Below are 20,527 nucleotides of genomic sequence, written 5' to 3' on the forward strand. Positions count from 1 at the left end.
AACGGTCGTTCAACAAGGCCTGCGCGGCGAAACCGTCTGGAGTCAAGAGCGTTTGGCGATTGCCCTTGGCCGGCTTCGCCCTACATTGGGACCATGAACGACCTCGCCAATCCGCCATCCGCCTCCCAGACCGTCGCCACGCCCGCCTCCCCGGCCGACGCCCCGGCGCCCGCGCACCCCGCCGTGATCCATCGCGCCGACTACCAGCCGCCGGCCTGGTTGGTGCCGGAAATCGCCCTCGATTTCGCCCTGTCGCTCACCGAAACCCGCGTGCAGGCGACGCTTTCGGTCGAACGCAACCCGGCGGGCGACGGCGCACGCACGCTCCGTCTCGACGGGGATGGCCTGCGTCCCGCACGCGTGTCCGTGGACGGACTGCCGCACAACGACTGGCGCTTGGAAGGCGACGCGCTGCTGATCGACCTGCCGGGCGGAAAGCACCAAATCGGCATCGAAACTCTGGTCGATCCCACTGCGAACACACAGCTTTCCGGTCTCTACGCGTCCGGCGGGATGCTCTGCACCCAGTGCGAGGCGGAGGGATTCCGGCGGATCACCTTCTTCCCCGACCGGCCCGACGTGCTGAGCCGCTACACGGTGCGGATGGCGGGCGACAAGGCGCGCTTTCCGGTGCTGCTGTCGAACGGCAATCCGGTGGCGCAAGGCGAGGGGCCGGACGGCACGCACTGGGCCGAATGGCACGATCCCTGGCCCAAGCCGTCCTATCTCTTCGCGCTGGTGGCGGGCGATCTGGTGCCCACGCGCGACAGCTTCACCACCCGGTCCGGCCGCAAGGTCGATCTGGCGATCTGGGTCCGCGCCGGCGACGAGACGCGCACCGGCCACGCCATGCGCTCGCTGATCGCCTCGATGAAATGGGACGAGGAGGTCTACGGCCGCGAATACGATCTCGACCTGTTCAACATCGTCGCCGTCTCGGACTTCAACGCCGGCGCGATGGAGAACAAGGGCCTCAACGTCTTCAACACGCGCTACATCCTGGCCGATCCGGAAACCGCGACCGATGCGGACTACGACGCGATCGAGGGCGTGGTGGCGCACGAATACTTCCACAACTGGTCGGGCAACCGCGTGACCTGCCGCGACTGGTTCCAGCTCAGCCTCAAGGAAGGCTTCACCGTGCTGCGCGACCAGCAGTTCAGCGCCGATCGCGGATCGCCGCCGGTCAAGCGGATCGAGGACGTGCGCGTGCTGCGTGCGGCGCAGTTCCCCGAGGATTCGGGGCCGCTCGCCCACCCGATCCGGCCCGACAGCTACGCCGAAATCTCGAACTTCTATACCGCCACGGTCTATAACAAGGGCGCCGAAGTCATCCGCATGATGACGGTGCTGGCCGGGCCGGAACGCTTCCGCAAGGGCACCGATCTCTATTTCGCGCGCCACGATGGCGAGGCGGCGACCTGCGAGGATTTCGTCAAGGCGATCGAGGACGGGGCAGGGCTGGACCTCACGAAATTCCGCCGCTGGTACGAACAGGCCGGCACGCCCAGGGTGGACGCGGCGCTGGCGCACGACGCGGCATCGGGCACCGTCACGCTCACGCTCCGCCAGACCGTGCCGCCCACGCCCGGCCAGCCGGTCAAGCAGCCGATGCCGATCCCGCTGCGCACCGCGCTGTTCGACCGCGCCACCGGCACGCACCGGGGCGAACACCTGCTGGTGCTGGAAGAGGCGGAACAGGCCTTCACGTTCGAAGGCCATGCCGAGGCACCGGTGCTGTCGATCAACCGGTGCTTTTCCGCGCCCGTGGCGATCACCAGCCCGGCGACGACGGCCGACCTCGTGTTCCTGGCCGAACATGACGACGATCCCTTCGCCCGGTACGAGGCGATGCAGCAGCTGGTCGTCCAGCATCTTGTCGCGGCGGTGACCGGCACGCTCGACGATGCCGCGCGCGCGGCCGGCGAAGCGGCGATTACCGAAGCCTTCGGCACGATCCTGGCCGACGCCAAACTCGACGACCTGATGCGCGGCGAACTGGTGATCCTGCCCGGCGAGGCCTATCTCGCCGAACAGATCGCCGGGGTCGATCCCTCGCGCGTCCATGCCGAACGCGAAGCGCTGAAGCAGCACCTCGGCACGCGGTTGCGGGCGGAGATCATCGCGCTTCACGATCGCTGCTCCGCCGTGCCCTACAGCCTAGACTCCGCCGCGCGCGGCGCGCGCAAGCTGAAAACGCAGGCGCTGGTCTATCTGGCCGCGGCCGAGCCCGCCGAAGCCGCCCGGCGCGCCAAGGCGCAATACGACGCAGCCGACAACATGACCGACCGGCAGGGCGCGCTGATGGTGCTGTGCGGCCTGTCCGCACCCGAGCGCGAGGCGGCGCTGGCCGATTTCCACCAGCGCTTCGCGGGCAACATGCTGGTGATCGACAAGTGGTTCTCGCTCCAGGCGGGATCGCTCCACCCGCAGGCGATCGCGCACGTGAAGGCGCTGGCCAGCCATCCGGACTTCACCATGACCAACCCCAACCGGGTGCGCTCGCTCTACATGGCGTTCGCGGCCAACCCGCAGGCGTTCCACAAGCCGGACGGCGAAGGCTATCGCCTGATCGCGGACCTGATCCTGGCGCTCGATCCGATCAACGCCAACACCGCCGCGCGCTTCGTGCCGCCACTGGGCCGCTGGCGCAAGGTGGAGCCGGGCCGCGCCGCGCTGATGCGCGCGGAGCTGGAACGCATCGCGGCCTGTTCCACGCTGTCGCGCGACGTGCGCGAGCAAGTCACGCGCAGCCTGGACAGCTGACGTGGTGGAGGGTGCGGGCATTACCGGCGTGGACGTGCTCACCCACCCGGCGTTGGGCGGCGTGCCCCACGGCTTCCTGGGCCGGCGCGGCGGAGTGAGCGAAGGCGTGCTCGCCGGCCTCAACGTCGGCTGGGGCAGTGAGGACGATCCCGCCGCCACGGCCGAGAACCGCCGCCGCGCGACCGAGGCCGTCCTTCCCGGCGGCCGGCTCGTCTGTGCCTATCAGATCCATTCACCCGACGTGGTGACGGTGACCGAGCCGTGGTCCGAGAGCGACCGCCCGAAGGCCGACGCGCTCGTCACCCGCCTGCCCGGCGTGGTGCTGGGCATTCTCACCGCCGATTGCGCCCCCGTGCTGTTCCACGACGCAAAAGCCGGGGTGATCGGCGCGGCGCACGCCGGCTGGAAAGGCGCGTTCGGCGGAGTGACCGACAATACCATCGCGGCGATGGAAGCGCTGGGGGCCAGGCGCGCGGACATCGCCGCCGTCGTCGGCCCGTGCATCGCGCAGAAGAGCTACGAGGTGGACGCCGCCTTCGAGGACCGCTTCCTGGCCACCGACCCGGCCAACGCGCGCTTCTTCCGCGCCGGCAAGGCGGGGCACGCCTGGTTCGATCTGGAAGGCTACGTCGCCGCGCGGCTGCAGGCGGCCGGCGTCGGCACGGTCGCCATGCTGGGCGAGGATACCTACAGCCAGCCCGACCGCTTCTATTCGTTCCGCCGCGCCACGCACCGGGGCGAGCCCGACTATGGCCGCGAGATCTCGCTGATCGCGCTGCCGCAAAACCGGACGGCATAGCCTTTGATCGTCATTGCGAGGGGCAAAGCCCCGCGGCAATCCAGAGCCGCGCGCGGGACTCTGGATTGCGTCGCGTGCCGCTCGCAATGACGAAGCGGGTCAACCCGGCGTCATGCTTCAGGCGATTCGCGATGTCTTTCGCGTATCGGGCATCAGCAGGTAGACCACGAACGATACCGCGATGCAGCCGGCCACGTACCAGAAATAGCCGTCTTCCCAGCCTTCGGTCTTGAACCACAGCGCGATGTATTCGGCCGATCCGCCGAACACCGACACCGTGACCGCATAGGGCAGGCCCACGCCCAGCGCGCGGATGCCGGCGGGGAACAGTTCGGCCTTCACCACCGCGTTGATCGCGGTATAGCCGCTGACCACGACCAGCGCCGCCATCAGCAGGGCGAACCCGGTCCAGAAATCGTGCGCCACCGCCAGCGCGCGCATCAGCGGCACGGTGATGACCGCGCCCACCAGCCCGAAGGCCAGCAGCAGCGGCCGCCGCCCGATCCGGTCCGACAGCGCGCCGACCAGCGGTTGCAGCACCATGAAGCCCGCCAGCACCAGCGCGGAGACCAGCGTCGCGTCCTCCTTCGACCAGCCGGCGGTGTTGACCATGAACTTCTGCGCATAGGTGGTGAAGGTATAGAACGCGACCGTGCCGCCCATGGTCAGGCCCACCACCGTCAGCACCTCGCGCGGGTGGGCGAGCAGGCGGCGCAGCGAAGGCTGGTGTTCGCGCTCCTGCTCGAACGCGGCGGTTTCGTGCATGGTCCGGCGCAGCCACAGCGCGGCGACGGCGCACGCGGCGCCGATCAGGAACGGTACGCGCCAGCCCCAGGCGTGGAGTTGCTCCTCCGTCAGCACCTGTTGCAGCACGATCAGCACGCCCAGCGCCAGCAACTGCCCCATGATCAGGGTAACGTACTGGAAACTGGACCAGAAGCCGCGCCGCTCGGCCGATGCCACTTCGGACAGGTAGGTCGCGCTCGCGCCGTATTCGCCGCCGACGCTGAGGCCCTGCAACAGCCGCGCGATCACCAGCAGCACCGGCGCGGCCACGCCGATCCGGTCATAGCCCGGCGTCAGCCCGACGATCAGCGAACCCAGGCACATCAGCAGCACGGACGCGGTCAGCGCCGTCTTGCGCCCCGCCCGATCGGCGTAGAGCCCCATCAGCCAGCCGCCGACAGGGCGCATCAGGAAGCCCACCGCGAAGACCGCGGCGGTGTTCAGCAGCTGCGCGGTGGGATCGCCCTTGGGAAAGAACGCCGAGGCAAAATAGAGCGAGAACGCGGCATAGACGTACCAGTCATACCATTCGATGAGATTGCCCACCGATCCGCTGAAAATCGAACGCAACCGGCTCGGCGCCTCCTTCGATCCGTGATGCGCGCCCGATGCCATAGCTCTCCCCGCCGATGTCAGGAAGCGACGCTAGGCGGCGGCGGGGGCAAAGATCAAGCGACCGCTGCCGCAAGGGTGCGGGTTCAGAGCAGGCCCCGCGCCTCGAGATCGGCGCGCAGCGCGGCGGCGTCGTCGCGGAAATGGTGGGTGTGCCAGCCGAGCGCGTCCGCCGCCGCGATATTGGCGGCGTTGTCGTCGATGAACAGCATCCGCGCAGGCTCATGACCGAAACGGCGGGCCGCCAGCGCGAAGATCGCCGCATCGGGCTTGATCAGCTTTTCCACGCCGGAGACGACGATATCGCGGAAATGGTCAAGCACCGGGAAGGTCGGGCGGAACATCGCCCAGGTATCGGCGCCGAAATTGGTGATCGAAAACTGCGGTATCCCGCGCGCATCCAGCGCCCGGACCAGTTCGTGCGTGCCCGTGACCGGCCCCGGCACCGCATCCAGCCAGTTGGGCGCATAGGCTTCGATCAACGGGCGATAGGCGGGAAATTCGGCAGAGCGCGCGGCGATCATCTCCGCCAGCGGAACGCCCGCGTCGTGCTGCGCGTGCCATTCCTCGGTCACCACGTTGGCCAGGAACCAGTCCAGTTCGCGCGGGTCGGCGATCAGCTTTTCGTAAAGCGAGGCGATTCGCCACTGCACCAGCACGCGGCCGATATCCCAGACGACCGCGTCGATCGCGCCATCAACGGGCGCATCGACCGGGGCATCGTCCTGCTGGCTCACGCTGCGTTCCCGCAAACAAATGCGCCCCCGCGCAGGCGGGGGCAGCCTTGCCTCTGCAAGAGGCGTCGATCAGGACGGAAGCGTTCCGGCAGGTGCGGGAACGCTTCCGCCAGAGCCGGATCAGCCCTGGCGCGCCTTGAAACGACGGTTGGTCTTGTTGATGACGTAGGTCCGGCCACGGCGGCGGATCACGCGGTTGTCCCGGTGGCGGTCCTTGAGCGACTTCAGGCTGTTGCGAATCTTCATGACGAATCCCTTTGCCCGAAGCGACCGGGCTTGAAACTGAAGGCGCGCCGATAAGGGCGGGCCGGTGGAAAGTCAACCTTCGCCACGGATCTCGGTCAGCTTGCGCTCCCACGCCAGCGCGTGCGTGACGATGGTTTCGAGATCGGCGTATTTCGGCACCCACGGCACCGTCGCCCGGATCCGGCTGTTGTCGGAAATCAGCGAATCGGGATCGCCGGCACGGCGATCCTCCAGCTTGCGGACGATGGTGCGGTTGGTGACGCGGTCCACCGCGTCCAGCACTTCCAGCACCGAGAATCCGCGCCCATAGCCGCAGTTCATCGTCAGCGACCGTTCCGGCTGTTCGATCAGCGCGCCCAGCGCCAGCACGTGCGCCTCGGCCAGGTCCGACACGTGGATATAGTCGCGCACACCGGTGCCATCGGGCGTGGCATAATCGGTGCCGAACACCGCCACATGCCCGCGCTTGCCCAGCGCCGCCTCGACCGCGACCTTGATCAGGTGCGTCGCGCCGGCGGTGGACTGGCCCGTGCGCGCCTGCGGATCGGCGCCCGCCACGTTGAAATAGCGCAGCGCGCAGAAGTTCAGCGGATGCGCCCGGGCGGTGTCGGCCAGCATGATCTCGGTCATCAGCTTGGACATGCCATAGGGATTGATCGGCAGCTTCGGGCTGTCCTCGTTCACCGGCGAAACCTCGGGCACGCCATAGGTCGCCGCGGTCGAGCTGAAGATGAAGTGGCGCACGCCGCCCTTCACCGCCGATTCGATCAGCGCGCGGCTCTTGGCGGTGTTGTTGTGGTAGTATTTCAGCGGGTTCTCGACCGATTCGGGCACCACGACCGATCCGGCGAAGTGCATCACCGCCCCGATCCCTTGTTCCGCGATGATCCGCGCCAGCAGATCGCCGTCCTCGATATCCCCCTGGTAGAACGGCACGCCATCGGGAATGGCGAAGCGGAAACCCGTGGTCAGGTTGTCGATCACGCTGACGGGCCACCCCGCGTCCTTCAGCGCCAGCACGGCATGACTGCCGATATAGCCTGCGCCACCAGTGACGAGGACGGGTACTTTAGTCATGCGCGAATCACTCCGGAATGCAACGGACACCCTGCCCTAGCAGCAAGATTCGCAGGGAATCATTAAGTAGCGCGTTCAGTCAGGTGAAAGCGCCGGCGTGGCATCGCGCGGGCGGGATCGCCGTCGAAGCCCTTACCGAAAGATCACACGCCATGCCCCGGGTTCGCACAACCTCCGCCCTTTCACCCCTCCTGATCGCGGCCGCGCTGCTGGCCGGCGCGCCGGCGGCACTGCACGCCCAGCCTTATGGCGGCGGCTGGGGCGGCGGCTGGGGGCGCGGCGACCCGTTCGGCCCCTATGGCGCGAACGGCCGCGACAGCCGGACGGGCGGCGAACCGTCGAAGAAGGTCGATGTCACCACGTTCCGCGCGGCCGATGCCGGCAGCGCGCTGGCGCAGGGGCCGATCGTGATCGCCGCCGTCGCGCCCGATGGCTACGACGGCAGCGAGGACAACGTCGAGCCCGACGCCAAGCTGCCGGTCTATGAGGCGGCGGTGGTCGATCAGCTTGCCGGGCATGGCTACAACACCGCCACCTCGGGCGCGGAAGGCGGGCAGGTGGCCGAAGTGGCGGTCAGCCATTCGGTGGTGCAGCCGGAGGAAGCCCCGCACAAGCCCGTGAGCGGCGCGATGAGCACCACGATCAGCAACCGCGGCAGCGGCGTCGGTCTGGCGCTGGCGGTCGATCTGTCCAAGCCGAAGAAGGCGATCATCGGCACGCGGCTGGAAGTGCGCATTCGCGACAAGGCGACCCGCCGCGTGCTGTGGGAAGGCCATGCCGAAGGCGTCGCGCGCGAGGGCGAGGCCGGGCTGGACAACACCGCCGTCGCCACGCGCCTGGCCACCGCGCTGTTCGCGAAGTTCCCCGAAGGCACCGAAGTGGCGGCGCTCCAGCCCTGATCGGAGCAACCTGCGGTTGCACGGGCACGTATCACGCCCATATCGGTTACCGGGACAACGATTGAGGATACGCCGATGCGCCGCCTGCTGATTGCTTCCGCCCTTGTGCTGGCCGCCTTGCCGGCCGCGCCCGGCGTGGCGTTCGCCGCCCCGGTCGAAGTCACGCGGTTCCACACCCCCGAATCGCTGGCGAAGCTGGTGCCGGGCGCCGCACTAGCGTTGGCACCCGCGCCGGGCGAAGACCCCGCCGGTCTCGAAACCGCGCTGTGGAACGATGCGGTCATGCGCGAAGTGGCGGCCCGTGGCTTCGGCACGGCGACCGCCGGCGCGGCGGACGCACTGGTCGAAGTGCGGGTGGAGCGGCGCACCGAACGGCAGGAACGGCAGCGCGGACCGGTCAGCGTCGGCGTGGGCGGCTCCACCGGCGGCTGGAACAGCGGCGTGGGCCTGGGCGTCGGCTTCAGCCTGGGCGGCGGATCACGCGAATGGACCGACACCCGCCTGTCCGTGACGATCCGCGACCGCGCGACAGGGCAGGCGCTGTGGGAAGGCCGCGCCGAATCGCGCGACAACGCGAAGAAGAAGGAGGCCGATGCGGCCAACGTGGCGCCGCGCCTGGCCCATGCGCTGTTCGCGGACTTCCCCGGCAAGTCCGGACAGACTATCCAGGTCAAATGACGCAAGCCCCCATCCGGATCGACGCCGCGTTCGACAGCGGCAACATTGACGTTCTCTCCATCGACGGAACCGCCGCCCGGCTGGCGATCCGGCGCGATCACCAGTCCGAATTCGCCCAGTGGTTCCACTTCCGCGTGGCCGGTGCGGCGGGCCGCGAACTGACGCTGGCGATCTCCGGGCTTGGCCAGTCCGCCTATCCCGGCGGCTGGCCCGATTACAACGCCTGCGTCTCCGAAGACCGCGAATACTGGGGCCGCGCCGCATCGAGCTATGACCCGGCGACCGATGGCGGCACCCTGACGATCCGCCACACCCCTGCCGCCGACATCGCCTGGTTCGCCTATTTCGCGCCTTATTCGATGGAGCGGCATCACGATCTCGTCGCCGCGGCCGCGGCCAGCGAGGGCGTATCCCACCGCACGCTGGGCACCACGCTGGATGGCCAACCGATAGACTGCCTCGACCTTGGCGACGGTGAAACGCAGGTCTGGCTCTATGCCCGCCAGCATCCGGGCGAGAGCATGGCCGAATGGTGGATGGAAGGCGCGCTCGACCTGCTGACCGATCCCGCCGATCCGCACGGGCGCAAGCTGCGCCAGCTCTGCCGCTTCCACATCGTGCCCAACATGAATCCCGACGGATCGCGGCGCGGCCACCTGCGCACCAACGCGGCGGGCGTGAACCTGAACCGCGAATGGGATACGCCATCGGCCGAACGCTCGCCCGAAGTGCTGTGCGTGCGCGACGCGATGGACGAAACCGGCGTCCACTTCGCCATCGACGTCCACGGCGACGAGGCGATTCCGGCGGTATTCCTGGCCGGGTTCGAGGGCATCCCTTCGTGGACCGAACAGCAGGGCGCGGAATACCGGCGCTATCGCGCTATCCTCGAACGGCGGACGCCCGATTTCCAGACCCGGCGCGGCTATCCGGTGGCCCCGGCGGGCAAGGCCAACCTGTCGATGTCGACCAACCAGCTCGCCGAACGCTTCGGCGCGAGCCACGGCTGCGTCTCGATGACGCTGGAAATGCCGTTCAAGGACAACGCCGACCTGCCCGATCCGGCGCAGGGCTGGAGCCCGGAGCGCAGCAAGCTGCTTGGCCGCGAATGCCTGGCGGCATTGCTGGAACTGCTGCTGACGCGCCCGTAACCGCGCCTAGGGTCGGATTTACGGTCTGTTAACCCGGTACGCAGCATGAACGGGCGATGTCCCGCGCGATTTCCTCGATCAAGGCTGCCTCGATCACGGCCGCCCCGCTTGCCGAAGGGCTGCGCGCGGTGATCGTGCTCGGCTGCGCGCTGGCGCTGATTCTCGCCGGACGCGCCCTGCCCTTCTGACGCGCGTTCCGAGGCGACTCAGAGGATTTCCTGAACCTTTTCCTTGGGCCGGCACAGCCGCACGCCCTTGTCGGTTTCCACCAGCGGCCGTTCGATCAGCTTCGGGTCCGCCGCCATCGCCGCGAGCACGGTGGCGTCATCGGCTGCGGGCAGGCCGCGTTCCTCGGCATCGGTGCCCCTCAGGCGCAGGCCCTGCTGCGGCGTGATTCCGGCATCGCGATAGAGCTGCGCCAGCTTTTCGGCGCTCGGCGGCGTCTTGAGGTATTCGACCACGGTCACGTCCGCGCCCGCTTCCTGCAACAGCGCCAGCGTGTTGCGCGATGTGCCGCAGTTGGGATTGTGCCAGATCGTCGCCTTCATCGCCGGGTCTCCTGTGATGCCGTTCCGCTAGCGCAGGCGACGCCCGAGGGGAAGATCAAAGCCCCGGCGCGGTGGCGGTCGCCGGCACGGGCAGCGGCGGCAGCGTTTCGGCATGCCGCAGGGCGCGGCCGGCGCGCTGGATCGCGCGAACCAGACGCGGATAGACGCCGCAACGGCAGATATTGGTGATCGCGGCGGCGATGTCCTGCTCGGTCGGATCGCCGTTGTGCGCCAGCAGGGCGGCGGCGGCCATGACCAGGCCGGGCGTGCAGAACCCGCACTGGATCGCCTGTTCGGCCACCAGCGCCTGCTGCACGGGATGGTTGCGATCGGGGGCCAGCCCCTCGATCGTCGTCACGCTGCGGCCCTCCGCCTCCCCCAGCGACAGCGTGCACGAGGGCATCGCCTGCCCATCGACGATCACCATGCAGGCGCCGCATTCGCCGGTGCCGCAGCCGTATTTGGTGCCGGTCAGGTTCGCCGCGTCGCGCAGCGCCCACAGCAGCGGGGTATCCGGTTCCAGCCGGAATTCCATCGGCTGGTTGTTGACGGTCAGACGGGCCATGCGCGTGCCCTAGCCCACCTTTCCGCCGCGCTTCAATCCCGCCAGGACCGGTCGATCTTGTCGATCCGCCGCACCCAGGCGTTGAAATCACCCACGCCGGCCCCGCCGCCCGGCGGCGTCGCCTCGCGCAAGTCGCGCTGGTGGACGGCGATGACATCGTCGGGCACCAGGATCGGCTTGCGCCCCATCGACAGCGTGGCCATCTGGATTTCGCAGGCGCGCTGGAGGCTCCATTGCTGGATGAACATCGCCTGGAGCGTGGGCGCCAGCACCACCGGCCCGTGGTTGCGCAGCATCAGGATGTTCTTGTCGGCCAGGTTCGCCAGCAGACGCTCGCCCTCTTCGGCGCGCACGGTGATGCCTTCGAAATCGTGGTAGGCGAGCCGGCCGGCGAAGTTGCAGGCGTAGAAGTTGATCGGCATCAGCCCTTCCTCAAGGCTGCACACCGCCATCGTCGCCGTGGTGTGGACGTGGCAGATGGCGTGCGCCCAGTTCAGATGCCGATGAAAATAGCCGTGCTGGGTGAAGCCCGCCTTGTTCACCGCGTGCGGGCTGCCGTCCAGCTTGTTGCCGTCGATGTCGATCTTGACGAGGTTGGACGCGCAGACTTCCGAATAGAGCAGGCCGAAGGGGTTAATCAGGAAAGCGTTGTCCTCCCCCGGCACGCGCACCGAAATGTGATTGTAGACCGATTCCGACCAGCCGAGCAGATCGAAGATACGGTAGCACGCCGCCAGCTCCTGCCGGGCCTGCCATTCGGCATCGCTGCATTCGATATTCGGGCGCATCTGCGTGGCCATGGTCATCGCTCTCCGATCGGTTTCTTGTCGCAACCTTATCGCACGATTCGGAGGCGGGCAATCGCGCGGCCTCATTCCCGCCTTGGTGGCGCGCTAGGGCGCGGAGCCGGCCGCCGGCGGGGTAGGCATCCTGCCCAAGGGTTCCCATATCGCGGCCGTACCCAAGGAAGGGCCATGGACGCGACATCGCCAGTCTGCACGCTCGCCGACGAACGGCCGGAAACCAATGGCCTGCTACCGCTGGCGCGCGCGCTGGCGCACAAGGGCTATGCGATCGCGCGCGGGGCGCCGTTACCGCCCGATTTCGCGGACTTCTGGAACGACCTGCCGCTCGATACCTTCATGGCCGATGGCGGCCGCTACCGCCGGCGGCGCTATGCGACCTTCGCTCTGGAAGGTGGCGAAATCGCGCCCCGCCCCGCCGAACCGCATTACCAGAGCCTGTCGTACAACCCGCTCAACGGCGGAATCGCCCGCCATTTCGTGCCCTTCGCCCCGGAAGCCACCACGCACCCGTGCCTGCTGGGCCTGCTGCGCGATGCCGAGGCGCTGTTCGCGCGGTCCGCGCCGGGCGCGCGCTGGCATGTCGAGGCGCACCAGTTCCGCATCCTGGCGGGAAGCGAGAACGCCGGCCTGCCTACGCCCGAGGGGCTGCACCGCGACGGCGTGGACCGGGTGCTGGTGCAACTGGTGGCGCGGCACAATGTGATCGGCGGCGTCACCCGCATCACCGATCCGGCGGGCAGGACGCTGGACCGGACCACGCTTACCGTACCCGGTGATCTCTACCTGCTCGACGACCGGCGCGTGATGCACGAGGTTTCGCCGGTGCGGCCCGAAGACCCCGCCCGGCCGGGCTGGCGCGACGTGCTGGTGGTCACGTTCCGTCGGCGGGATTGACCGCGCCGGCAAAGCCCAGCGGCAGCGCGGTGGTGCTTTTCACGTCCTCCAGGATGATGCTGGAACGCGCGGTCGCCACTTCGGGAGACCCGAGAATCTGCCGCGTCAGCAAATGGTTGAACGAGGCGAGATCGCGCGTGGCGACCTTCAGGATCATGTCGGCCTCGCCGGTCAGCTTCTGGCATTCCAGCACTTCGTCCAGCTCCAGCACCCGCGCGCGGAACGCCTCCGCCGCCGCGATCCCGTGGCTGTTCATGGTGAGCAGGATATAGGCGGAAATGCCCACCCCCAGCCGCCCGGCATCGAGCGCGGCATGGACCCCGCGAATATAGCCCGCCTTGCGCAGCTGCTGCATCCGGCGCGAGCATTGCGACGCGGAGAGATGGACGACCTGGCTCATCTCCACCGGGCCGATATCGCCCTTCTGCTGGAGGATCGCGAGAATCTTGAGATCGAAACGGTCGAGCACGGGCAAGTTCCTGCTGGCACGGACGGTGCCTCAAATCGCCCTATAACGCATCATGTGTGCATTTCACTCCTGAAATCGCGCAAGAATGCACGCCCTTTGAGCACGATCAGCGCTAGACTGTGCGCCACATTCTCAATGCATGCTGGGGAGAGCCATGGCTGACCTGTTCGAAAACCCGCTGGGCCTCGACGGTTTCGAGTTCATCGAATTTTCCGCGCCCGAAAAGGGCGTGCTGGAACCCGTTTTCGCCGCGATGGGCTTCATCCGAGTCGCGCGGCACCGGTCCAAGGACGTGCAACTGTGGCGGCAGGGCGATATCAACCTGATCGCCAATTACGAACCGCGCAGCCCCGCCGCCTATTTCGCCGCCGAACACGGCCCTTCGGCCTGCGGCATGGGCTGGCGCGTGCGCGATGCGGCGAAAGCCTATGCCGAGGCGCTCGAACGCGGCGCGGAACCGGTCGAGGTGCGCACCGGCCCGATGGAACTGCGCCTGCCGGCGTTCCGCGGCATCGGCGGCTCGATCGTCTACCTGATCGACCGCTATGGCGATGCCCTGTCGATCTACGACATCGACTTCGTCTACGAGGAGGGCGTGGATCGCCATCCGGCCGGCGCGGGCCTGAAGCTGATCGATCACCTGACGCACAACGTCTATGGCGGGCGCATGGCGCACTGGGCAGCGTTCTACGAGCGCATCGCCGGTTTCCGCGAGATCCGCTATTTCGACATCAAGGGCGAATATACCGGCCTCACCAGCAAGGCGATGACCGCGCCCGACGGCAAGATCCGCATCCCGCTGAACGAGGAAGGGAAGGCCGGCGGCGGCCAGATCGAGGAATTCCTGCGCGCCTACAACGGCGAGGGCATCCAGCACATCGCCTTTGCCTGCGACGATCTGCTGGCGACGTGGGACAGGCTCAAGGCCAGCGGCACCCCGTTCATGACCGCCCCGCCCGCCACCTACTACGAGATGCTGGCCGAGCGCCTGCCCGGCCATGGCGAGCCGGTGGACCAGCTCCAGGCACGCGGCATCCTGCTCGACGGGTCGACCGTCAACGGCGATCCGCGCCTGCTGCTGCAGATATTCTCGGAAACGATGATCGGCCCGGTGTTCTTCGAATTCATCCAGCGCAAGCGCGACGAAGGCTTTGGCGAAGGCAACTTCACCGCGCTGTTCGAATCGATGGAACGCGACCAGATGCGCCGGGGCGCGCTGCAGGCGGAGCCGGCGCAATGACCGCGCCGCGCCTCAGCCGCATCCACCACGTCGCCTACCGCTGCAACGATGCCAAGGCGACCGTGGAATGGTACGAGCGCGTGCTCGGCATGACCTACACCACCGCCTTCGCGGAAGACCATGTGCCATCGACCGGGGCCTACGATCCCTACATGCACGTGTTCCTCGATTGCGGCGGCGGCAACGTGGTGGCCTTCTTCGAACTGCCCGAACAGCCCGCGATGGGCCGCGATCCCCACACGCCGGCCTGGGTGCAGCACCTGGCCTTCGAGGTGGAGGACGAAGCCGCGCTGCTGGCAGCCAAGGTGCATATCGAGGCGCAGGGCATCGACGTGCTGGGGCCGACCTGGCACGGCATCTTCAAGTCGATCTATTTCTTCGATCCCAACGGGCACCGGCTGGAACTGGCGTGCAACATCGGCACGCCCGAACAGTACGCCGAACTGAAGACGCTGGCCCCGGTCATGCTCGAGGAATGGAGCCGGACGAAGCGCGCCCCGCGCCATGCCGCCTGGCTGCATGCGGAGCCGAAGGACGCATGAGCATCGACCACACGCACAATCCGCAGGCATCGAGCTGGGTGCCGGGGGCGGACGACCATGCCGAATTCCCGGTCCAGAACCTGCCGCTGGGCATCTTCTCGACCGGCGGCGGCCCCGCGCGTGCCGGCACCGCCATCGGCGATTGCGTGCTGGACCTTGCTGCCATGGCGGAACAGGGCCTGCTGCCGCCGGCCGTAGTGCCGGCATTGGGGCAGGCCACGCTCAACGCGCTGTTCGCCCTGCCCGCCGACGACCGGCTGGCGCTGCGCCACGCGTTGTTCGCGTGCCTGACTTCCGACCGGTTCCGCGTGCGGCTGGACCCACTGCTGCACCGCGCGGAAGACTGCGCGTTGCACCTGCCGTTCCACATCGGCGACTACACCGATTTCTACGTCGGCATTCATCACGCCACCAACATCGGCAAACTGTTCCGGCCCGACAATCCGCTGCTGCCCAACTATCGCCACGTGCCGATCGGCTATCACGGCCGTGCCTCGTCCGTGCGGGTCTCGGGCACCACGCTGCTGCGCCCCAAGGGCCAGCTCAAGGCGCCCGATGCCGAAGCGCCGGTGTTCGCGCCATCGCAGCGGCTCGACTACGAGCTGGAGCTGGGCGTGTGGATCGCGGGCGACAACGCGCTGGGCGAACCGGTGCCCATCGCAGATGCTTGGAGCCGGATCGGCGGGCTGACCCTGCTCAACGACTGGTCGGCGCGCGACATCCAGGCGTGGGAGTACCAGCCGCTCGGACCGTTCCTCGCCAAGAACTTCCTCACCACGGTATCTCCGTGGGTGGTGACGGCCGAGGCGCTGGCCCCGTTCCGCGTGGCCCAGCAACCCCGGCCGGAAGGTGATCCGCAGCCGCTGCCCTACCTGGTCGATGCCGCGGACGCCGAAGCCGGCGCGCTCGCACTGGACCTCGAAGTCACGCTCGCCAGCGCGGCGATGCGCGATGCCGGCCTGTCGCCGCTCCGCCTGAGCCACGGCCCTGCGACGAACATGTACTGGACCGTGGCGCAGATGGTGACGCACCATACCTCCAACGGCTGCGATCTCCATGCCGGCGACCTGCTGGGCACCGGCACGATTTCCGGCCCGGCGCGCGATAGCTTCGGCAGCCTGATGGAGCTTTCGGGCGGCGGGCGCGAACCGGTCACGCTGCCGGGCGGCGAAACGCGCTGCTTCCTCGAGGACGGCGACCAGCTCACCCTGTCCGCGCGGGCGGTGCGCGACGGGTTCCGCAAGATCGGCTTCGGTCCCTGCACCGGCACCGTCCAGCCGGCGCGATGACGCTGCAACTCCACGGTTACTGGCGCTCCACCGCCAGCTACCGCGTGCGGATCGCGCTGGCGCTGAAAGGCGTGGGCCACGAACAGGTGACGCACGACCTGCGCACCGGCGCGCAACGCGCGCCCGCGTTCCTCGCGCTCAACCCGCAAGGGCTGGTGCCCGCGCTGGAGCTCGATGGCGAAAGGGAGGGCGAAGCCGCCGTCCTCACCCAGTCGCTCGCCATTCTCGAATGGCTGGACGAAGCCTATCCGCACACGCCGCTGCTGCCGCGCGATGCCCTGGGCCGCGCCACGGTGCGGGCGATGGCAGGGCTGGTCTGCTGCGACATCCACCCGCTCAACAACCTGCGCGTGCTGCAAGCGCTGCGGCGGGACTTTCAGGCAAGCGAGGCGCAAGTCTCGGCGTGGATCGCGCGCTGGATCGGCACGGGCTTCGACGCGCTGGAAGTTCTGATCGCGCGCCACGGCGGCGATTTCGCCTTCGGCGATGCCGCGACCATGGCCGATTGCTGCCTGATCCCGCAGGTCTATTCCGCTCAACGGTTTGGTATCGACCTTGCGCCCTGGCCGGCCATCGCGCGGATTGCCGCGCGTTGCGAGGCCCTGGAGCCTTTCCGACGCGCCCACCCTGCGCAGCAACCCGACGCGGATTGAGCAAGTTTGATAGATAAGTTCTATTGAATCTCCAATTTCAATCAGTTGGAGTTGTTTGATTGAAAAGCCCATCTTCGGTGCATGACAGCTTTTCTTTCCGCTCGCACCCACGCGCCCGGCCTTCTGGTCTGCGGGGCGGTGGCGCTGGGCGCGCTCGCTCTTGAGCGGCTTGAAGTCCGCGTTGCCGGCCATGCCTGGGTGGAAGCCCTGGTCCTGGCGATTCTGGCCGGCACCGCGGTCCGCACGCTGTGGACGCCGCCCGCGCGGTTCGCATGCGGCATCCAGTGGGCCGCCAAGGGCCTGCTCGAATGCGCGGTGGCGCTGATGGGCGTGACGATCAGCTTCGCCACGATCGCCGCCGCCGGGCTGCCGTTGCTCGCCGGTATCGTCGCTATCGTGTTTGGCGCGATCGCTGCCAGCTTCCTGCTCGGCCGCGCGTTCGGACTGCCGCCCAAGATGGCGGTGCTCGTCGCCTGCGGTAACGCGATCTGCGGCAATTCCGCCATCGCCGCCGTCGCGCCGGTAATTGATGCCGAAAGCGACGACGTGGCCACGGCGATCGCCTTCACCGCCGTGCTGGGCGTGGCCGTGGTGATCGCGCTGCCGATCGTGGCACACGCGCTGCACCTGAGCGCCGCCGCCGGGGGAACGCTGGCCGGCCTGACCGTCTATGCCGTGCCGCAGGTGCTGGCCGCCGCAGGCCCGCTCGGCCCCTCCGCCGTGCAGACCGGCACCCTGGTCAAGCTGGTGCGCGTGCTGATGCTGGGACCGGTCGTCGCCTGCCTGTCGGTGCTCAAGGCGCATCAGGCCGAAGAAGCGGAAGCCGCCGCGGTCCGGACTCCGGGGCTCCGCCATGGCTTGCTACATTTCCTGCCGCCGTTCATCCTTGTGTTCCTGGCGCTGGCGGCGCTCCGTTCGCTGGGCCTCGTCCCCGTGGCGATGATCGCCCCGGCGCACGAGGCCAGCGTGTTCCTGACGATCCTCGCCATGGCGGCGCTGGGCCTTGGCGTCGACCTGCGGAGCGTTACCGCCGCCGGCCCGCGCGTGGTAACGGTGGTTACGCTGTCGCTGCTGCTGCTCGGCCTGGCCGCGCTGGCGGTGCTGCGGCTGACCGGCCTGGCCTGAATCAGAAAACCTGAACGGGGGCCGGAAGGAGAAGAAACGATGAACCAGTTCGATTCGATGCTGGCCACGCGGCTCGGCCGGCGACGGCTGCTGCAAGGCGGCGCGGCGCTGGGCGCGGGCGCGCTGGCCGCCCCGGCGTTCGCGGCCGACGGCACGGTCGACCTCCACCTGCCGGGCGGCCCGTCCACGCGGCCGATGACCACGGCGTTCCCGGGCAAGGGGCCGATGATCCTGCAGCGGATGCGGCCGCCGCTGCTCGAAACCCCGCTCTCGGTATTCGATGGCGATGTTTTCACCCCCAACGACCGGTTCTTCGTGCGCTGGCACTGGGCGGACATTCCGACGACGGTGGACGTCAACGCCTTCCGCCTTGCCGTGCGGGGGGAAGTGGCGAAACCGCTTTCACTGACGCTGGCGGACATCCTGCGCCTGCCGCGCTTCGAGATCGCGGCGATCAACCAGTGTTCGGGCAATTCGCGCGGGCTGTTCCAGCCGCGCGTGCCCGGCGCGCAATGGGCGCATGGGGCCATGGGCAACGCGCTGTGGACCGGCGTCCGCCTGCGCGACGTGCTCGATCTTGCGGGCGTGCGCCCCGGTGCGGTGGCGGTGCGCTTCGGCGCCATGGACCAGCCGCTGGTGCCCGAAGCCCCGGATTTCTCCAAATCGCTCGACCTCGACCACGCGCGCGATGGAGAAGTGATGATCGCCTTCGCCATGAACGGGGAGCAGTTGCCGCTGCTCAACGGCTTCCCGCTGCGGCTGGTGGTGCCGGGCTGGTATTCGACCTACTGGGTCAAGATGCTCAACGACATCGAGGTGCTGGCCACGCCCGATACCGGGTACTGGATGGCCAAGGCCTACAAGATTCCGGACACGCCCGGCGCCAATGTCGCCCCCGGCAGTTCCGGCTTCCCGACCACGCCGATCAACCGCATGGTCGCGCGCAGCTGGATCACCAGCCTGGCCGAAGGGCAGAGAGTGCCCTGGTCGCCGACGATCGCGGTGGGCGGCATCGCCATGGGCGGCGATTGCGGCGTCGCCCGCGTCGATGTCTCGGCCGATGGGGGCAAGACCTGGCTCCCCGCCACATTGGGGCCGGACAAGGGCAAGTACGGCTTCCGCCGCTGGGATGCGCGGGTGCCGGTCAGCGCGCCGGGCATGGTCGCGCTCATGGCCCGCTGCACCAGCGACAAGGGCGAGACACAACCGCTGCAGCCGATCTGGAACCCCGGCGGCTTCATGCGCGCCAATGTCGAAACGACCACGATCATGGTGACCGCATGATGCGCTGCCTGCCCACGTTCGCACTTCTCGCCGCGCTCGCCTCCGCCACGCTCGCCGTGTCCGCCGCCGGCGCGCGCAAGCCGGAGCCGGCGCCCGCGCGCGTCACCGCCAACGGCTTCACGCTGACTTCCAGCGCCATCGAACTGCCGGTGGAGGAGCCGTTCTTCCCGGACAGCCCGGATGGCGGGCCGAAAGCGGACACGATCAACGCCGATTGCACCGCCTGCCATTCGGCCAGCATGACGCTGACCCAACCCGCGCTCTCGCCCGAAGCCTGGGCCGGCGTGGTCCACAAGATGCGCGACGTCTATCACGCGCCGGTGCCGGAGGAGGACGTGCCCGCGATCCTCGCCTATCTGGCGCACCTTTCCCCGAAAGCAGCACCCGTCAGGGAATGACGATCAGGGAATGACGCGCCCCAGCCGGTCTTCCAGCAGGTCGATCATGCCCTTGACCTTGGGCACCAGCTGGCGGCGTTGCGGATAGACCGCCCAGACGGGCTCGGGCGCGTCGCGATAGCGGTCGAGCAGCGTGACCAGCCGCCCGGCGGCGATATGATCGCGGACGTAGAACGCGGGCAGCTGGCACACGCCCATGCCCGCCACCGCCGCCTCCACCACCGCCGCGCCGCTGTTGCAATGCAGCCGGCCGGTGGGCACGAACGTCAGCCGCCGGCCGTTTTCCACGAAATGCCAGGTGGCGTTGGTGCCGATCAGGCAGTCGTGCGCTTCGAGATCCTGCCAGCGCGCCGGCGCGCCCTTGCGCGCGACATAGGCCGGCGCGGTGCAGAGGTCGGACGAGCGGCTGGCGATCTGCCGCGCCGCCAGCCGGTTATCCGCAGGATGGCCGGTGCGGATGCCGATGTCGAAGCCTTCCGCGATCAGATCGACCACACGGTTGGTCAGTTCCACGGTCGCGGTGATGCCGGGATGGCGCTCCAGGAACTCGGTGACCACCGGCGCGACGAAGCGTTCGCCCATCGAGATCGAGCAGGTGATGCGGATTTCGCCCTGCATCTCGCCCTGCCGGGTCAGGTATTGCAGCGCCTCGTCGCGTTCTTCGACCAGCCGGCGGCCCTGCTCCACGAAGGCGCGGCCCACCGGCGTCAGCGTGACGGTGCGCGTGGTGCGGTCGAACAGGCGCGCGCCCACTTTCGCCTCCAGCCGCGCCACCGCCCGGCTGACGTGCGAGGTGGACGCCCCCAGGCGCCTGGCCGCCGCCACGAAGCTGCCGGAATCGGCAATCGCGACGATCTCTTCGAAGCCGTCCCACTTGGACAATCGATTATCCCATGCTAGCAATAGAATAAACCAGAACCACGTATTTATCGCACGGCTGGTCCAATGTTAAGGGCGGCCGTC

General features: G+C 68.3%; 23 protein-coding genes. 14 read left to right on the forward strand and 9 right to left on the reverse strand.

All coding sequences use genetic code 11. The features are described 5' to 3' along the window. The first annotated feature begins 93 nt into the window (after nt 1-93). Nucleotides 94-2,766 carry an aminopeptidase N gene (gene pepN / locus NMD1_RS06545; protein WP_125954108.1) on the forward strand — a complete coding sequence of 891 codons (2,673 nt, stop codon included), beginning with the start codon at nt 94-96 and terminating at the stop codon, nt 2,764-2,766. 1 nt (nt 2,767) lies between these two features. Continuing rightward, the gene (gene pgeF, locus NMD1_RS06550) at nt 2,768-3,565 is read left to right on the forward strand and encodes a peptidoglycan editing factor PgeF (RefSeq protein WP_375600790.1); all 798 of its coding nucleotides are present in this window, start codon (nt 2,768-2,770) and stop codon (nt 3,563-3,565) included. A 117-nt stretch (nt 3,566-3,682) separates the two neighbouring features. Here the strand turns inward: pgeF and NMD1_RS06555 are convergent, their stop codons facing one another. From NMD1_RS06555 to galE, 4 genes are all read right to left on the reverse strand, one after another. Then, nucleotides 3,683-4,966, reverse strand: a complete 1,284-nt coding sequence (locus NMD1_RS06555; protein ID WP_125954109.1) for an MFS transporter — start codon at nt 4,964-4,966, stop codon at nt 3,683-3,685. Nucleotides 4,967-5,049: 83 nt separating this feature from the next. Next, nucleotides 5,050-5,700: an HAD-IA family hydrolase gene (locus NMD1_RS06560; protein ID WP_194918862.1), complete on the reverse strand. Its 651-nt coding sequence runs from the start codon at nt 5,698-5,700 to the stop codon at nt 5,050-5,052. A 120-nt stretch (nt 5,701-5,820) separates the two neighbouring features. Further along, nucleotides 5,821-5,946: a type B 50S ribosomal protein L36 gene (gene ykgO, locus NMD1_RS06565; RefSeq protein ID WP_003046794.1), complete on the reverse strand. Its 126-nt coding sequence runs from the start codon at nt 5,944-5,946 to the stop codon at nt 5,821-5,823. 72 nt (nt 5,947-6,018) lie between these two features. Beyond that, a complete protein-coding gene (gene galE / locus NMD1_RS06570) occupies nt 6,019-7,023 on the reverse strand; it encodes a UDP-glucose 4-epimerase GalE (protein WP_125954111.1) in 1,005 nt (334 codons plus the stop codon). 152 nt (nt 7,024-7,175) lie between these two features. Here galE and NMD1_RS06575 point away from each other — a divergent pair, with 152 nt between their 5' ends. From NMD1_RS06575 to NMD1_RS21670, 4 genes are all read left to right on the forward strand, one after another. Continuing rightward, complete coding sequence (locus NMD1_RS06575; RefSeq protein WP_125954112.1) at nt 7,176-7,922, forward strand: DUF4136 domain-containing protein; 747 nt, start codon at nt 7,176-7,178, stop codon at nt 7,920-7,922. A gap of 75 nt (nt 7,923-7,997) precedes the next feature. Beyond that, nucleotides 7,998-8,600, forward strand: coding sequence for a DUF4136 domain-containing protein (locus NMD1_RS06580; protein WP_125954113.1), 603 nt, complete (start codon nt 7,998-8,000; stop codon nt 8,598-8,600). After that, nucleotides 8,597-9,751: a M14-type cytosolic carboxypeptidase gene (locus NMD1_RS06585; RefSeq protein WP_125954114.1), complete on the forward strand. Its 1,155-nt coding sequence runs from the start codon at nt 8,597-8,599 to the stop codon at nt 9,749-9,751. Before NMD1_RS06580 ends, NMD1_RS06585 begins: the two co-directional genes overlap by 4 nt. A 56-nt stretch (nt 9,752-9,807) precedes the next feature. Continuing rightward, nucleotides 9,808-9,939, forward strand: coding sequence for a hypothetical protein (locus NMD1_RS21670; protein ID WP_255352090.1), 132 nt, complete (start codon nt 9,808-9,810; stop codon nt 9,937-9,939). Nucleotides 9,940-9,957: 18 nt separating this feature from the next. On the opposite strand, the gene arsC is transcribed toward NMD1_RS21670, so the two are convergent. The 3 genes from arsC to NMD1_RS06600 are packed head-to-tail and all read right to left on the reverse strand — an operon-like array spanning nt 9,958 to nt 11,664. Beyond that, on the reverse strand, nt 9,958-10,299 hold the full coding sequence (arsC, locus tag NMD1_RS06590) for an arsenate reductase (glutaredoxin) (RefSeq protein WP_125954115.1): 342 nt from the start codon (nt 10,297-10,299) through the stop codon (nt 9,958-9,960). 55 nt (nt 10,300-10,354) lie between these two features. Next, nucleotides 10,355-10,864, reverse strand: a complete 510-nt coding sequence (locus NMD1_RS06595; RefSeq protein ID WP_125954116.1) for a (2Fe-2S)-binding protein — start codon at nt 10,862-10,864, stop codon at nt 10,355-10,357. Between the two features lie 32 nt (nt 10,865-10,896). After that, the gene (locus NMD1_RS06600; protein ID WP_124810635.1) at nt 10,897-11,664 is read right to left on the reverse strand and encodes a class II aldolase/adducin family protein; all 768 of its coding nucleotides are present in this window, start codon (nt 11,662-11,664) and stop codon (nt 10,897-10,899) included. Between the two features lie 174 nt (nt 11,665-11,838). Between NMD1_RS06600 and NMD1_RS06605 the strand changes: the two genes are divergently transcribed. Next, the gene (locus NMD1_RS06605; RefSeq protein ID WP_125954117.1) at nt 11,839-12,564 is read left to right on the forward strand and encodes a 2OG-Fe dioxygenase family protein; all 726 of its coding nucleotides are present in this window, start codon (nt 11,839-11,841) and stop codon (nt 12,562-12,564) included. Here NMD1_RS06605 and NMD1_RS06610 read toward each other — a convergent pair. After that, nucleotides 12,542-13,033, reverse strand: coding sequence for an Lrp/AsnC family transcriptional regulator (locus NMD1_RS06610; RefSeq protein WP_158453919.1), 492 nt, complete (start codon nt 13,031-13,033; stop codon nt 12,542-12,544). The two genes, NMD1_RS06605 and NMD1_RS06610, sit on opposite strands and share 23 nt — an antisense overlap. A 154-nt stretch (nt 13,034-13,187) precedes the next feature. On the opposite strand from NMD1_RS06610, the gene hppD reads away from it, so the two are divergent. The 7 genes from hppD (at nt 13,188) to NMD1_RS06645 (ending at nt 19,564) form a co-directional block, all read left to right on the forward strand. Further along, on the forward strand, nt 13,188-14,273 hold the full coding sequence (gene hppD / locus NMD1_RS06615; RefSeq protein WP_124810600.1) for a 4-hydroxyphenylpyruvate dioxygenase: 1,086 nt from the start codon (nt 13,188-13,190) through the stop codon (nt 14,271-14,273). Further along, nucleotides 14,270-14,815 (forward strand): VOC family protein, encoded by a 546-nt coding sequence (locus NMD1_RS06620; protein ID WP_125954119.1) that lies wholly within the window; start codon nt 14,270-14,272, stop codon nt 14,813-14,815. Before hppD ends, NMD1_RS06620 begins: the two co-directional genes overlap by 4 nt. Continuing rightward, nucleotides 14,812-16,104 (forward strand): fumarylacetoacetase, encoded by a 1,293-nt coding sequence (gene fahA, locus NMD1_RS06625; protein ID WP_125954120.1) that lies wholly within the window; start codon nt 14,812-14,814, stop codon nt 16,102-16,104. The genes NMD1_RS06620 and fahA overlap by 4 nt, the downstream gene beginning before the upstream one ends. Next, complete coding sequence (gene maiA, locus NMD1_RS06630) at nt 16,101-16,757, forward strand: maleylacetoacetate isomerase (protein ID WP_199558073.1); 657 nt, start codon at nt 16,101-16,103, stop codon at nt 16,755-16,757. Before fahA ends, maiA begins: the two co-directional genes overlap by 4 nt. Before the next feature lie 81 nt (nt 16,758-16,838). After that, a complete protein-coding gene (locus NMD1_RS06635; protein ID WP_125954121.1) occupies nt 16,839-17,882 on the forward strand; it encodes a YeiH family protein in 1,044 nt (347 codons plus the stop codon). A gap of 39 nt (nt 17,883-17,921) precedes the next feature. Beyond that, complete coding sequence (locus NMD1_RS06640) at nt 17,922-19,166, forward strand: molybdopterin-dependent oxidoreductase (RefSeq protein ID WP_125954122.1); 1,245 nt, start codon at nt 17,922-17,924, stop codon at nt 19,164-19,166. Continuing rightward, nucleotides 19,163-19,564: a cytochrome c gene (locus NMD1_RS06645; protein ID WP_199558074.1), complete on the forward strand. Its 402-nt coding sequence runs from the start codon at nt 19,163-19,165 to the stop codon at nt 19,562-19,564. Before NMD1_RS06640 ends, NMD1_RS06645 begins: the two co-directional genes overlap by 4 nt. A gap of 3 nt (nt 19,565-19,567) precedes the next feature. Here the strand turns inward: NMD1_RS06645 and NMD1_RS06650 are convergent, their stop codons facing one another. Beyond that, on the reverse strand, nt 19,568-20,446 hold the full coding sequence (locus tag NMD1_RS06650) for a LysR family transcriptional regulator (protein WP_125954123.1): 879 nt from the start codon (nt 20,444-20,446) through the stop codon (nt 19,568-19,570). Between the last annotated feature and the right edge of the window lie 81 nt (nt 20,447-20,527).

The sequence above is a fragment of the Novosphingobium sp. MD-1 genome, from assembly GCF_001014975.1.
GTDB lineage: Bacteria > Pseudomonadota > Alphaproteobacteria > Sphingomonadales > Sphingomonadaceae > Novosphingobium.

Coding starts and splice junctions, on each gene's coding strand:
- pepN (WP_125954108.1), top strand. CDS start 94: ATGAACGACCTCGCCAATCCGCCATCCGCCTCCCAGACCGTCGCCACG.
- NMD1_RS06585 (WP_125954114.1), top strand. CDS start 8,597: ATGACGCAAGCCCCCATCCGGATCGACGCCGCGTTCGACAGCGGCAAC.
- NMD1_RS06580 (WP_125954113.1), top strand. CDS start 7,998: ATGCGCCGCCTGCTGATTGCTTCCGCCCTTGTGCTGGCCGCCTTGCCG.
- arsC (WP_125954115.1), bottom strand. CDS start 10,299: ATGAAGGCGACGATCTGGCACAATCCCAACTGCGGCACATCGCGCAAC.
- ykgO (WP_003046794.1), bottom strand. CDS start 5,946: ATGAAGATTCGCAACAGCCTGAAGTCGCTCAAGGACCGCCACCGGGAC.
- NMD1_RS21670 (WP_255352090.1), top strand. CDS start 9,808: ATGTCCCGCGCGATTTCCTCGATCAAGGCTGCCTCGATCACGGCCGCC.
- NMD1_RS06645 (WP_199558074.1), top strand. CDS start 19,163: ATGATGCGCTGCCTGCCCACGTTCGCACTTCTCGCCGCGCTCGCCTCC.
- NMD1_RS06635 (WP_125954121.1), top strand. CDS start 16,839: ATGACAGCTTTTCTTTCCGCTCGCACCCACGCGCCCGGCCTTCTGGTC.
- NMD1_RS06575 (WP_125954112.1), top strand. CDS start 7,176: ATGCCCCGGGTTCGCACAACCTCCGCCCTTTCACCCCTCCTGATCGCG.
- NMD1_RS06620 (WP_125954119.1), top strand. CDS start 14,270: ATGACCGCGCCGCGCCTCAGCCGCATCCACCACGTCGCCTACCGCTGC.
- NMD1_RS06600 (WP_124810635.1), bottom strand. CDS start 11,664: ATGGCCACGCAGATGCGCCCGAATATCGAATGCAGCGATGCCGAATGG.
- NMD1_RS06640 (WP_125954122.1), top strand. CDS start 17,922: ATGAACCAGTTCGATTCGATGCTGGCCACGCGGCTCGGCCGGCGACGG.
- galE (WP_125954111.1), bottom strand. CDS start 7,023: ATGACTAAAGTACCCGTCCTCGTCACTGGTGGCGCAGGCTATATCGGC.
- NMD1_RS06595 (WP_125954116.1), bottom strand. CDS start 10,864: ATGGCCCGTCTGACCGTCAACAACCAGCCGATGGAATTCCGGCTGGAA.
- maiA (WP_199558073.1), top strand. CDS start 16,101: ATGACGCTGCAACTCCACGGTTACTGGCGCTCCACCGCCAGCTACCGC.
- NMD1_RS06605 (WP_125954117.1), top strand. CDS start 11,839: ATGGACGCGACATCGCCAGTCTGCACGCTCGCCGACGAACGGCCGGAA.
- fahA (WP_125954120.1), top strand. CDS start 14,812: ATGAGCATCGACCACACGCACAATCCGCAGGCATCGAGCTGGGTGCCG.
- NMD1_RS06555 (WP_125954109.1), bottom strand. CDS start 4,966: ATGGCATCGGGCGCGCATCACGGATCGAAGGAGGCGCCGAGCCGGTTG.
- hppD (WP_124810600.1), top strand. CDS start 13,188: ATGGCTGACCTGTTCGAAAACCCGCTGGGCCTCGACGGTTTCGAGTTC.